This window comes from Pseudoscardovia suis (assembly GCF_002797875.1).
GTDB classification, from domain to species: Bacteria; Actinomycetota; Actinomycetes; order Actinomycetales; family Bifidobacteriaceae; genus Pseudoscardovia; species Pseudoscardovia suis.
In genome coordinates, this window is record NZ_PGFC01000004.1 from 51,165 (window position 1) to 64,281 (window position 13,117).

Below are 13,117 nucleotides of genomic sequence, written 5' to 3' on the forward strand. Positions count from 1 at the left end.
TTCACCGGATGTCTGCGCGCGCCGACGATGGGGCGGGGACGGCGGTAGGAATGGGGCCGACGATGGGGGTAACGCCGGCGGCGGGGATGGGGCCGACGGCGGGGATGGGGCCGACGGCGGGGATGGGGCCGACGGCGGGGATGGGGCCGACGGCGGAATAAAAGAAAAGCCCCGCCACCCGTCGATGGCAGGGCTTTTGATCGTTGCTACTCGGCAAGGCGAGAATCCACAGCTGCCGGATAGTTGCGGCCGCGGTAAGCGCCGCAGTTCGGGCAAGCGGTGTGGGGGAGCTTCGGGGCTCCGCAGCTCGGGCATGCCACCGTTGCGGTAGCGGTAGCCTTCCAGGTGGAACGACGCGTATGCGTGTTCGCACGCGACATCTTGTACTTAGGCAGTGCCATAGTCTTTCCTCAATTCGAATTGTTGGAGCTTAAGCCTTATGGAGTATACCACATATTCCACAATTTGCCACTTCGCGTGGTGGGTGCGCTCACGCTATGCGTGCAAACCGTCTGTTGCCTCAGTCTGCGCTGCCATCCGTGTCGTTGCGCTCCTCCAGCTGCTTCTTGAGCGCTTCCAGATCCGCCCAGCGAATGTCATGCTTCTCGTGCGAATGATCGGGATTTTCGTTGAGATCCACGCCGCATTCGGGGCACAGCCCCAGGCAATCGGGCTTGCACAACGGCTGCGCGGGCAGCGATTCCACGAAATAATCGCGCAGCAGCAGCTCCAAGTCCATGATCGTGCCGTTCTCCGCCAGGGGGTAGGTGTCGTCGCCCTCATCCTCCTCGGCGTCGATGTCTTCATCGCCGAAAGGCTTGTCTTCAGGCGCCTCATAGGGGAAGTACGCGGTGAACTGCACCGGCCAATCCTGGTCGATGCGCTTGAGGCACCTGCCGCACGAACCGGTGACGGATGCCGTCGCGGTGCCGCTGATCAGCAGCCCTTCCGCCAAAGAGTCAATGCGACCTGTCACATGCACATCGGAATCCTGCTGGATGCCGAAGAAATCGTCGCCGATGCCGGTGGGGGCGGGCATCACGACGTCAACGTCCTGCGTCAATCCAGGGCGCCTGCCCACTTGCGCCACCTGAATGGCCCACGGGGATTCGGTGGGATGCTGTGCCATGATGTCCTCAACTTTCTGATTGCGCCTGGCGCAATCGTCTGTTTGTCGCGTCGTCTGTCTTGTCTGTTCGCCGTGTCGTTGTGTTGTTGTGTTGCAGTGTCGTCGCGTCGTGGTGTCGCGCGGCTGATGGTGACATACGCGGGTGATGTTGCGCACCGCCTGCATGTGCGGGGCCGTGCCTGCGCAGCGCGGCACCCGCTTCGCGTCACTGCTGGTCGTCGTCGGCGAGCTGCGCGTTCAACGCCTCAAGATCGCGTTGTGCCGCGGCCTTACGCTCGCCAATCACACGGACGCCTTCGTTCACGCTTGCCGAAATGTGTTGCAGTTGCTGAGAAAGCTCGCCCATGACGTTCTCGCAGTATTCGTCGGCGCCGATGGTGAGCTTGTCGGCCTTCTTTTGCGCCGCGCTCATGATGGCGCTCGCCTTGTCGTTCGCAATCGCCACCACGTTTTCTTGGCCTGCGAGGAACTCAGCGCGCTCCTCGGCGGCGCTGATGATTTTCGCGGCTTTCGCCCGGGCGTCCGACACGATGGAATTCGCCTCGGTCTGTGCATCGTCAAGGCGGTAATTGGCCTGACGCATGAGGTTCGAGGCGTGTGAGAGCTGCACGGGCAGCAGTTTCTTGAGGTTCGTCAGCTCGTCCACGAGGTTCGTGCGGTTGATGCGGGCCTGGTCGTGGTTGAACAGCCCGCCCGGTGCGGCGTTCACCTCGTCGATGAGAGAATCGATCAAATCGAAGGCGGTGCTGAATTGATTGCGCATCGAGCGGTATTCTTCGGATTCCGTCGGGTCTGAAGGATTCGCGGAATCATCATCCAGATAATCGTCCGGATCGTCGGAATCGACGCTGTAGGACGACGCGCGAGGGCGGGACTCGCCGTCCGCCGCCGCGTAATCGGTCAGATGGATGCGCTTGCGGGAGCTGTCGTCGCGTCGTGTCGCGCCCGAGACATCGCCACCTTCAGCGTCGGTCGCGCCGTCGTCTGCATCGTCGGATTCGGAATCGCTGGAATCCGCGGCGGATGCGTCCTCGCTGCCGGCACCGTCGTTGGCATCGCCATCGAATTCCATGTCAGCGCCATCATCGTCGGGGGCGGTGTAGGAATCCAGCACATCCTGCGGACCGGTGGAAGGGGCGAGCGCAAACGCCTCGGTCTCGACGTCATCGGTCGCCGCGTGGGAATCGTTGCGGGAACCGTCGGCGGTATCGGATTCCTGCACCGGGGCATTGCCGTGGGCGCGCGTGCCTTCCGCACGTTCACTGCTGGACTTGCTGCTGTCAGCCTGTGCGGCAGCGGCGGTGTCGCTGTCGTCAATCGCGTCGCTCATGCGCGGCTCCTTACTTGGTTCCTATGGGTCGTTGGTTCACGCGAACGTGCCATGGTGCGGCGGCTTGGTGCAACGGTTTGGTGCAACGGTTTGTTGCAACGGTTCGTTGCAGCAGATCGATGCGGCGGCTTGGTGCAGCGGCTTGGTGCAGCGGTTCGTTGTGGCGGTTGCCTGCCATGGCATTTTGTGCGTGCGGCTTTCTGCTGTCTCTATTATTGCGCCTCGTGCGGTCTATGCAGTGTGATTCCGGACGTTTGTGTCGCATGGCGTAATGCGGGTCGCGCGGGGTGTGCCGTGCGCTGGCAACACGTGGAAGGTTCCGTCACGCGATGCAGTCCATTCACGCGGTGTTTCCACATCATGCTGCCAATTCACGTCATGCCGTCAGCTCACGCCATACCGTCAATTCGCGCGGTGCTGTCCATACATGCGGTGCTGCCATATCATGCTGCCAATTCACGCGATGCCGCACGCGCGGTGTCATTCATGCGGCGTTGTCACATCATGCTGTCAATTCACGCGATGCCGCACGCGCGGTGCCATTCGCGCGGTACCTTTCACGCGGTGCCATTCGCGCGGTACCGCGCGCGCGGTACCTTTCACGCGGCGTTGTTTACGTCTTGCGCTGGTTCACCAGGTGCTGTCAATTCACGCCATGCCGTCAATCTCCACCGCGCGCGTCAGCAGCGGAATCACCGAATCGGGCACCATGCCGGTCACATCGCCGCCGTGCCGCGCCACATCCTTCACGATCGAGCTGGAGATGTGCTCCTTGAGCGGATCGGCGGGCAGGAACATCGTCTCCACGCCGCTGAGCTTGCGGTTGACGAGCGCCATGCCCAGCTCCGCTTCATAATCGCCGTTTTGGCGCAGGCCCTTGACGAGCACCGTGGCGCCGACCTTCGTGCAGTATTCGGTGATGAGGCCGGTCCAGCTGGAGACGATGACGTTCGTGAAACCGTCGTCGTCGAGTGCGCGCCGCAGCATCGCGGTGCGTTCCTCTTCGGAGAACAGGGGGCGCTTGGCGCCGTTGACCGCCACCACAACATGCACGTGGTCGAAGAGCTTCGTGCAACGTTCGATGACGTCAAGGTGGCCAGAGGTAACGGGGTCATAGGATCCGGGGCAAACGGCGATTGTCATGCCCACCAGCCTACTCGGTGCCTCCAACGCCTGCCTCGCGCCGGCGGCGGGCGCTGGTGGCGGGCGCCGGTGGCAGCGTAGCGGAATGCACGGGTGTGAAATTGCTAGCTGTTACAAGGCGGACGGCATATCATGGGAGCATGACAGCAGATTCCTTGTATTTACCATCTGCCGGCAACACGTCGATTGTCGGCAGCGATGTGGCTATGACCGACGACGCATCCGCCCCGGCTCATTCTGATGGTGGCAGCACCGCCACCTTGGAGCGCCCTGACACCGAGACCAAGATCAAGCACAGCACCGATGACGGTGATTCCGATCGCTATGCGCACTACGTCGCCAAGGACAAAGTACTTGAATCCCGCCTGACGGGGCGTCCCGTGGTGGCGTTGTGCGGCAAGGTGTGGGTGCCCAAGCACGACGCGAGCAAGTACCCGGTATGCCCCGAGTGCCAGCGCATCTACGAACAGATGCGGGACATGGGGAACTGAGACAGCGCGAGGCCGAGCGGCGTTAGCCGAGGTGGCGCCTTGTTGAAGCGGTGCGGGCCGAGCGGTGCATGCCGAGGCTGAGCCTTGTTGAAGTGCTGCGGGCCGAGGTGATGCTTCATTGAAGTGGCGCGTTGCCGAAACGCCTGCATCCCCGGGCTTGGCATCCTTTTGCCCCGCCTGCAATTCCCCAACACCACCCAACCACCGCCGAGGGCGCACCACAGCACACCCTCGGACGCAATTAGCCTGCCAACAGCACCCACAGGCAGAGGCAACCGCCGCCGAGAGTGCACCGCAGTGCACCCTCGACGCTGATTACCAAGCCCAGCAGCCCCCAACCAGCAACACAACCACCGCCCAAGGCGCACCAGTGTGCGCCCCCGACGCAGATTGTCCCCGCCTAGCAGCCCCCAACACCACCCAACCACCGCCGAGGGAGCACCAGCGTGCACCCTCGACCCCCAATCACCCCAGCCACGACCGCAACCCGCAGTGGCAACCATCACCCATCTGCCACCGAAGGCGCAGCATCGCACACCCTCGGACTCAATTAGCCCGCCAGCAGCATCCACAGACAGAGGTAACCACCACCCAGAGTGCAATCCCATGCACCCTGGGTGCTAATCACCCTACCTACAGCGATCCCAAACAGGGCCAACCACCACCGAAGGAGCAGCGCCGCGCACCCTCGGACGCAGTTAGCCTGCCAACAGCACCTACAGGCAGAGGTAACCGCCACCGAGGGAACAACTCAGTGCACTCTCGGCGCCAGTTACCAGGCCCGGCAGCCCCAACCGGCAACACAACCGCCGCCCAAGGAGCACCGGCGTGTACCCTCGGCGCAGATTGTTTCGCCTGCAATTCCCCAACGCAGCCCAACCGCCGTCTAGGGCGCAACGCAGCGCACCCTCGGCGAAAAACCACCCCGCCCAAGACCGCAACCCGCAGGGCAACCGCCACCCATCTGCCACCGAAGGCGCATCATCGCGCACCTTCGGACGCAGTTAGCCTGCCAACAGCACCCACAGGCAGAGGCAACCGCTCTCGAGGGAGCACCCCAGTGCACCCTCGACGCTGATTACCAGGCCCGGCAGCCCCAACTGGCAACACAACCATCACCCAAGGTGCACCGGCGTGCACCCTCGGCGCAGATTGCCCCGCCTAGCAGCCCCCAACGCAGCCCAACCACCGCCCAGGGCGCATCAGCGCGCCCCCTCGGACGCAATTAGCCCACCGGCAGCTGCCCTCAACAAAGGCAACTGCCACCGAGGGCACAATCCCATGCACCCTCGGTGGCAGTTACCCCACCAACAGCACCCACGGGCAGAGTCAACCACGCCCGAGGGGGCAACCCAGCGCACCCTCGAGAGCAGTTACGCAGCCTGGGGCGCAAACCATCGCTGACTAGATGTTCAGCGTCTCGGTGTTGATCGCCGGATCGCCTTCCGAGAGCGACAGCGCGCTGATAGGCAGCTCCGCCAGCTCGGCCTTGTGGTAGTCGCGCGCGGCGAACAGCGCATCGCGCGTCATCAGGGACTCATCCACATCGCCATGATCCACGGCGCAGATGAGCAGATCCTTGGTGTCGCCATACTCAGCGGGCGCCTTCCACGAGTCAAGCGCCTTCTGGCTGCCCGCCAGCACCAGCTCGCCTTGCGCCAGACCGTACTGGTAGGAACGCAGCGCGCGCTTGCGCCACCCGGTCGTCGCCTTGCCGAAGGACTTCTTCGCCACCGGCGCCATCTGTCCGGCGCCATTCTCGCGCTCCACCAGCTTGTACACCATGTTGCAGGTGGCGCAGCCGGAGCCGGTCACGAGGCGCGTGCCCACGCCGTAGGAATCCACGGGTGCGGTCGCCAGCGCGGCGATGGAATACTCGTCCAGGTCGTTCGTCACCGTGATCGTGGTGCGCGTGGCGCCCAGCGAATCCAGCTGCTTGCGCGCTCGCTGCGCCATCGTCGCCAGATCGCCGGAATCAATGCGGATGCCGCCCAGCTGCGGGCCGGCAACCTCCACGGCGGTGCGGATGGCGTCCTCGATGTTGTACGTGTCGGTGAGCACCGTGGTTCCCTTGCCCAGCGTGTTGATCTGGCTGACGAAAGCGTCGCGTTCGGTGTCGTGCACAAGCGTGAAGCAGTGCGCCGCGGTGCCGATGCACTTGAGGCCGTACTTCTTCGCGGCGGCGAGGTTTGCCGTGCCCGCGAATCCGCCCACGATCGCGGCGCGCGAAGCTGCGATGGCCGCCCACTCGTGGATGCGGCGTCCGCCCATGTCCATGCACGGACGGTTTCCGGCGGCGGACGTGATGCGGCTCGCGGCGGTGGCGATGGCGGAATCATAGTTGAGCACGGAAAGCAGCAGCGTCTCCAGCAGCACGCACTCGCCGAACGTGCCCTCCACCTGAAGGATCGGGGAGTTGGGGAAGAACATCTCGCCCTCGCGGTACGCCCAGATGGAACCGTGGAATTTGTAGTTGCGCAGCCAGTTGATGCAATCGTCCGAGACGATGTGGTTGTCGTGCATGTATTGCAGGTCGGACTCGTTTGGCTTGAAATCCTTGAGATATTCGAGGATGCGCCCCAAGCCGGCGACCACTCCATAGCGGCGGCGCAGCGGCAGGTGGCGGGTGAAGACCTCGAACACGCAGTTGCGCGATGCGGTGCCGTCGTGAAGCGCGGCGTCGAGCATCGTGTATTCATACATGTCGGTCATCATTGCGGGGCTGAAATCGAAATAGTCCATCGTCATGTGCAACTGCCTGCTTTCTGTGCTTCTTGATGGGTGGTCCGTGGCCGGTGGCCGGTGGCCGGGTCTGCCCAGCCGCGGTTGCGTCGCGTTTTGCCGTGGTCGCGCCGTGGCCTTGGCGCGGGCGGTCGGGGCAACGGGGCGCGCGGCGTGGGCGGTGCCGGGTTGCGCCGCGGTTGCGTCGCCGCGGAGGTCCATGGTCATGCCGGGTTGGTCTCATTCTAGGTCGTGGCGCGGTTTTTCGCCCCAGATTTTTCGCGATGACTTGCACCCCGGGCTGCGCAACTGCTTTCGATGGCGCACTGTGCTGCTCCCTCGGCGGCGGTTGGGTGGTGCTGGGGCAGCTGCCGGCGGGCAATCTGCGTCGAGGGTGCGCGGGATTGCGCCTTGGGTGGCGGTTGCCCTTGTCTGGGGCAGCTGCCGGTGGGCTAACTGCTTTCGAGGGTGCGCGCTGGTGCGCCTTGGGTGGTGGTTGCCTGTGCTTGGGGTCGCTGTGGGCAGGGTGATTGGGGTTGAGGGTGCGTGGGATTGCGCCCTCGGTGGCGGTTGCTCCTGCTTGAGGTGTCGTGATTGGGGGTAATCGGCGTCGAGGGTGCACTGTGACGCTCCCTCGGTGGCGGTTGGGTAGTGTTGGGGCGGCTGTCAGCGGGGCAATCTGCGTCGAGGGTGCGCGGGGTTGCGCCTTGGGCGGTGGTTGCTTCCGCCTGAGGTGTCGTGGCTGGGGGTGATTGGCGCCGAGGGTGTACTGTGCTGCTCCCTCGGTGTCGGTTGGGCGGTGTTGGGCTGCTGCTTGGTGGGGTAACTGCTGTCGAGGGCGTGCGCTGATGCGCCCTCGGTGGCAGATGGGTGGCGGTTGCCCTGCGAGTTGCGGTCTTGGGCGGGGTGAATTGCGTTGAGTGTGCGCTGTGTTGCTCCCTCGGCGGCGGTTGCTTTTTCTTAGGGCGGATGTCAATGGGCTAACTGCGCCGAGGGTGCATGGGATTGCACCTTGGGCGGTGGTTGCTCCTGCCTTGGGTGTCGTGATTGGGGGTAATCGGCGTCGAGGGTGCACTGTGACGCTCCCTCGGTGGCGGTTGGGTAGTGTTGGGGCGGCTGTCAGCGGGCTAACTGCTCTCGAGGTGCGTGATGCTGCTCCTTCGGTGGTGGTTGGCCTTGCCTGTGGCTGTTGTGGGCGGGGCTAATTGCCTCGAGGATGCGCTGTGGCGCTCCCTTGGTGACGGTTGCTTTTTCCTGGGGCGGTTGTCAATGGGCTAACTGCGCCGAGGGTGCATGGGGTTGCGCCCTGGGTGGCGGTTGCCTCTGTCTGTGGGTGCTGCCGGCGGGGTAATTGAGCCCGAGGGTGCACTGTGGTGCGCCCTCAGCGGTGGTTGGGTGGTGTTGGGGCAGCTGCCGGTGGGCTAATTGAGCCCGAGGGTGTGCGGCGCTGCTCCCTCGGTGGTGGTTGGGTGGTGTTGGGGTGGCTGTCAGTGGGGCAATCTGCGTCGAGGGGGCACTGTGGTGCTCCTCGGGTGATGGTTGCCCTTGTCTAGGGCGGCTGTCGGCGGGCTAACTGCGCCGAGGGTGCATGGGATTGCACCTTGGGTGGCGGTTGTTCCCGCCTGGGGTGTCGTGGCTGGGGGTAATTGGCGCCGAGGGCGCATGATGGTGCGCCCTCGGCGGTGGTTGGGTGGTGTTGGGGGCTGCTAGGCGGGGACAATCTGCGTTGAGGGTGCGCGGGATTGCACTTTGGGTGGCGGTTGCTTCCGCCTGGGGTGTCGTGGCTGGGGTAATTGGCGCCGAGGATGCGCGCTGGTGTGCCCTCGGCGGTGATTGTCTTTGTGAGGACAGCTGCCGGTGGGCTAACTGCGTCCGAGGGTGCGTGCTGGTGCGCCCTCGGCGGAGGTTGGGTGGTGTTGGTGTGGCTGTCGGTGGGTTAACTGCGTCCGAGGGTGCGCTGCGGTGCTCCCTCGGTGGTGGGTGGAGCGCCCCAGCACCATCAGCACCACCAGCGCCCTACCCACCGCCATGATCAGGACTAGTTCTGCTTAGTGGGATCGCTGTGATCGCTGGGCACGCAACCGGTGAGGGGCGTGCGGCGCGGCAGCACATGGTCGATGAGGCACAGCAGCAGTCCGGCCACGCAGAACGCCGCCATGTAGATCACGATGTTCATGCCGAGCCCAGCCCAGCCGAGTTCCTTGAGGTTGACGAAACCGTAAGGGTAGGGGTTGCCGCCGGCCTCAGGTCCGGAATTCGGCCAGATCTGCGCGCGGACAAGCACGAACGCCAGATACACGGGGAAGTACAGCAACCACCAGAACGCATACGACCACTTGTAGCGGCGGTGTTCGTCGAACACCAGGAAGTCAATCGCTGCCATGATGGGAGCGATCACATGCAGCATGCGCACCAGCGGAATGCCAGGCAGGAACGGCAGATACACGAACGTCGCCGGGTCGGTCGGAGGCAGGATGAACCCCGCCACGAGTCCGGTGATGAGTATGTTGAGCGTGAGCATGCCCTTGAGCCATGCGGGCGGCTGCTTGCTGCCGCGGAACGACGCGATGGCCGCCCACAGCATCACGATGCCGAGCAGTATGTTCGTCTGGTGTGTGAAATACACGAAATTCGCGGGTTTATGGAACGTCCACGTTTCGCTCGTGCCCGCGATGCAGAAGAACGCAATGACAAGGCGGTAAACGCCGGCTACATATCGCACGGGTTGTGCAGATTCAGGTTGCGCAGATTTGGGTTGCGCGTTTTCAGGTTGCGCGTTTTCAGGTTGTGCAGGCTTGAGTTGCGCGGTTTCGGATTGTGCAGTTTTCATGGTGCCGCACTTTAATATGCTTGCCAGACGCATGCCCGCCAGATTCATGTCCGTCTATGCTCTGCACCCTGTGCTTCTGTCACGTGTGAGAGTCGAATCTGGGGGGTAGCGGCTCTGGGGTGTGTAACTTCTTTCTTCGGCGAGTGGGCGCGAGCCGAATATGGGGGCAACAACAACGGCGAAAAATCCCGTTCTATACGGTGCGAGAACCGAATCTGGGTGCGGTGGTGTGTGCCCGCATCCCTCGCGGTCGCGACACCGCCTGGATTAACAACGCATAGACTACGCAGAGGACGGCGGCCACCGCTGTGCCGCTGGGCGTCTGCATGGTGTGTATTACGATGAGAGCGGATATGAGGATGGCCGGATTGAAGGTGCGAGAATTCGTCCCATTCGGAATCGGTGAATCTCAGCAATCATTGAACAAGCATGGAGGAAACGTGGCAGACAGCACACGAACTCAGTCGGCTCAGTCATCACAGGCGCAATCTCCGGCAAGTGCCGGCGGCGTGAAAATCATCCGCGGCGACGGACGCACAGTGGATCAGATCCGCCCGGTCACAATCCAGCGCCATTGGACGGACGTTCCCGAAGGTTCCGTGCTCATCTGCAGCGGCAACACGCGCGTCATGTGCACCGCCACGTTCACCGAGGGCGTGCCGCGCTGGCGCCGCGATTCCGGTCTCGGCTGGGTGACGGCGGAATACGCGATGCTGCCGCGCGCCACGGCGGAACGCACTGACCGCGAATCCGTCAAGGGCAAGATCGGCGGGCGCACGCACGAAATCAGCCGTCTCATCGGGCGCTGCCTGCGAGGCGTCGTGGACATGAAGGCGCTGGGCGAAAACCAGATCCAGATTGATTGCGACGTGCTCCAGGCCGACGGTGGCACCCGCACCGCCTCCATCACCGGCGCATGGGTAGCGCTCGCGGACGCCGTGGCGTGGGCGAAGAAGCACAAGCTCATCCGCGCCAACAGCCAGGTGTTGCTTGATCAGGTGTCCGCCATTTCCGTGGGGATTATCGACGGGGTGCCGATGCTTGATCTGCCATACCCCGAGGATTCCCGCGCCATGACCGACATGAACGTGGCGATGACCGGTTCCGGCAATTTCGTTGAAATCCAAGGCACTGCTGAAGGCAAGCCATACAGCCGCGCCGAGCTCAACACGCTGCTTGACCTTGCCGAAAAGGGCAACCGCGAGCTGCAGCGCATTCAGAAGGAGGCATTGGACAATGACTGAGACCATCGGTTCCTCACAGGAGGCAACGGCAGCCGCCCCGATCCGCCTGATCGTTGCAACACACAACGAAGGCAAGCTCAAAGAAATTCGCGCCGTGCTGTCGCAGCGCCTCGGAGCGGAAGCCGAGCGTTTCGACATCGTCACCGCAGGCTCGCTGGGACTCCCGGACCCCGTGGAGGACGGCGTGACCTTCGAGGAAAACGCCCTCATCAAGGCGCGCGACGTGGCACGTCGCACAGGCCAGGCGGCGCTCGCCGATGACTCCGGCCTGATTGTTGACGTGATGGGCAATGCGCCGGGCATACTGTCGGCGCGTTGGGCGGGCACGCATGGCGATGATGCGGCGAACAACCGTTTGCTGTTGGCCCAGATGGCGGACATTCCCGACGAGCATCGCGGCGCGCGCTTCGTGTGCTGCATGGCGCTGGTGGTGCCGCTTCCCGACGGCGGCTACGAGGAACGCACCGTGCAGGGCGTGATGCCCGGCCACCTGTTGCACGAGCCGCATGGCACCAATGGTTTCGGCTATGATCCGCTGTTCGTGCCGGATGAGCAGCCTGTGCGCACGCAGGCCGGCGCTGAGGTTCCGCAGTCCGATGCGTCGCAAGTGCTGACCTCGGCGGATATGACGGCGGCTGAGAAAAACGCGATTTCCCACCGTGGCCGTGCCATCCGCGCGATGGTGCCGATCATTGAAGAACTGCTGCTGCACTGATTATTGCCGCACCGCGCCGCGTGGCGTTGTGCCCCCGGGGGCACGTAGTATATTGAGCCGGGACGGATTATGCCGTTTTCGGGCTTCGTCGCACACTGCCGGCGCAGACTTTGCGCTGGAAGGATGTCCTGGGTGCTTATGGGTGCTTCGATGCAGCGGAGAAATGATCAGGCAGAGGAATTGACAGTATGCGAGATTTTGAATTTGTCACACTGACTCCACAAGAATTTGACGCGTTTTCATCGAAGCACCCGCAGTCGAATTTCCAGCAGACGTCTGCCATGGGGCGTCTGCGCACCATGGATGGAATCGAAGTGGAATATCTCGGTGTGCGGGAGAGCGGCACGATTGTGGCGGCGGCGCTGTTCGAAACGCATCGCAGCAGGTTCTCAACGTTCAGCGAAGTGCATGACGGCCCGTTGTGCGACTGGCGCGACCGCGAGGTGGTCGAATGCTTCATGAACGCCTTGAGGCGCCATGCAAAGGCCAAAGGCGCGGCGCAGCTGAGCATCACTCCGGAGGCGCCGTATCGTCTGCGCAATTCGGACGGCAGCCTGATCGAGGGCGAGCAGGGTGAGCCTGCCGATTACATCGTGGATACGCTCAAGGCTTGCGGATTCGAGCATGAGGGCTTCACCGTGGGATATACGGCCGTTCCGAGGTGGCGCTACGTGAAGGACCTGTCCGGTATCTCGGACGAGAAGGCGTTGCTGAAGTCGTATGACAAGCGCACGCAGTGGAGTGTGAAGCGTGCCTCGTCGATGGGCGTGCATGTGCGCGAGCTGGGCGTGGGCGAGCTGGGCGTGTTCGCGGATATCGAGCGCCAGACGGCCGAGCGTCGTGGTTTCGAGTACCGGGGGGAGGGGTATTTCCGTCGGTTCAAGGAGGCGTTCGGCGGCGCGGCGCATTTCATGGTGGCCGAGATCCATGTGGCCGAGTATGTGGCCGACATGGAGGCGAAGCGTGATGCGCTGCAGGCGAAGGTCGAGGCGCTGCAGGCCAAGCAGGCCCAGCATCCCACCACGAGGACGGAGCGTCAGCTGGGCGAGGAGACCCGCAACCTCGAGGCGGCGCGCAAGCGTCTGGCCGAGGCTGCGGAATATGCGGGGGACGGAGACGTGCTTCCGGCGGCGGCGTCGTTGTTCGTGGAGAATCCGCGCGAGACGGTGTATCTGTTTTCGGGGAGCGTGGAGCGGTACAAGCCGTTTTATGCGTCGGCGTTGATCCAGCACTGGGCCATGCTGCACCTGTGTGTGGAGCGTGGGGTGGGTCGTTATAACTTCTATGGCATTTCCGGTGTGTTCGACGATCCCGATGACGAGGGCCGCGGGGTGCTTGAGTTCAAGCAGGGCTTCAACGGATACGTGGAAGAACTCTCGGGTTCGTTCGTGCTGCCGGTCCGTCCGGTGGTGTTCAAGTTGAAAAACGCGGCGCATCGGATTCTTGGACGTTAACAGGCGGCAAATCAGTCAGGCGGCCAATCGCTCGGATGGCCGGTCAAGCAGAAGGCAGAT

Annotated in this window: 11 protein-coding genes; 4 read left to right on the forward strand and 7 right to left on the reverse strand. The window is 63.4% G+C overall.

The genetic code is table 11. From position 1 onward, the window contains the following. Nucleotide 1 precedes the first annotated feature (1 nt). The 5 genes from CLV65_RS08865 to coaD form a co-directional block, all read right to left on the reverse strand. A complete protein-coding gene (locus CLV65_RS08865; RefSeq protein WP_169713392.1) occupies nt 2-217 on the reverse strand; it encodes a hypothetical protein in 216 nt (71 codons plus the stop codon). After that, the gene (gene rpmF / locus CLV65_RS05675; protein ID WP_094691561.1) at nt 207-401 is read right to left on the reverse strand and encodes a 50S ribosomal protein L32; all 195 of its coding nucleotides are present in this window, start codon (nt 399-401) and stop codon (nt 207-209) included. Before rpmF ends, CLV65_RS08865 begins: the two co-directional genes overlap by 11 nt. Before the next feature lie 119 nt (nt 402-520). Next, nucleotides 521-1,129 (reverse strand): YceD family protein, encoded by a 609-nt coding sequence (locus tag CLV65_RS05680; protein WP_094691560.1) that lies wholly within the window; start codon nt 1,127-1,129, stop codon nt 521-523. A 205-nt stretch (nt 1,130-1,334) separates the two neighbouring features. Further along, complete coding sequence (locus CLV65_RS05685) at nt 1,335-2,459, reverse strand: hypothetical protein (protein WP_094691559.1); 1,125 nt, start codon at nt 2,457-2,459, stop codon at nt 1,335-1,337. Between the two features lie 648 nt (nt 2,460-3,107). Continuing rightward, entirely contained in the window at nt 3,108-3,602 is a 495-nt protein-coding gene (gene coaD / locus CLV65_RS05690) for a pantetheine-phosphate adenylyltransferase (RefSeq protein WP_094691558.1), read from the reverse strand. 206 nt (nt 3,603-3,808) lie between these two features. Here coaD and CLV65_RS05695 point away from each other — a divergent pair, with 206 nt between their 5' ends. Next, nucleotides 3,809-4,093: a DUF3039 domain-containing protein gene (locus CLV65_RS05695; protein WP_211278429.1), complete on the forward strand. Its 285-nt coding sequence runs from the start codon at nt 3,809-3,811 to the stop codon at nt 4,091-4,093. 1,404 nt (nt 4,094-5,497) lie between these two features. Here CLV65_RS05695 and CLV65_RS05700 read toward each other — a convergent pair. Then, nucleotides 5,498-6,841, reverse strand: coding sequence for a nicotinate phosphoribosyltransferase (locus CLV65_RS05700; RefSeq protein ID WP_338065599.1), 1,344 nt, complete (start codon nt 6,839-6,841; stop codon nt 5,498-5,500). 2,011 nt (nt 6,842-8,852) lie between these two features. Then, nucleotides 8,853-9,644 (reverse strand): Pr6Pr family membrane protein, encoded by a 792-nt coding sequence (locus CLV65_RS05705; protein ID WP_420848409.1) that lies wholly within the window; start codon nt 9,642-9,644, stop codon nt 8,853-8,855. Between the two features lie 509 nt (nt 9,645-10,153). Here CLV65_RS05705 and rph point away from each other — a divergent pair. The 3 genes from rph to CLV65_RS05720 all read left to right on the forward strand — a co-directional run bounded on the left by rph (nt 10,154) and on the right by CLV65_RS05720 (nt 13,057). Then, nucleotides 10,154-10,888, forward strand: coding sequence for a ribonuclease PH (gene rph, locus CLV65_RS05710; protein ID WP_275542121.1), 735 nt, complete (start codon nt 10,154-10,156; stop codon nt 10,886-10,888). A gap of 40 nt (nt 10,889-10,928) precedes the next feature. After that, nucleotides 10,929-11,603: a non-canonical purine NTP pyrophosphatase gene (locus tag CLV65_RS05715; protein ID WP_094691575.1), complete on the forward strand. Its 675-nt coding sequence runs from the start codon at nt 10,929-10,931 to the stop codon at nt 11,601-11,603. A gap of 188 nt (nt 11,604-11,791) precedes the next feature. Further along, on the forward strand, nt 11,792-13,057 hold the full coding sequence (locus tag CLV65_RS05720; RefSeq protein ID WP_100346281.1) for an aminoacyltransferase: 1,266 nt from the start codon (nt 11,792-11,794) through the stop codon (nt 13,055-13,057). The last annotated feature ends 60 nt before the right edge of the window (nt 13,058-13,117 follow it).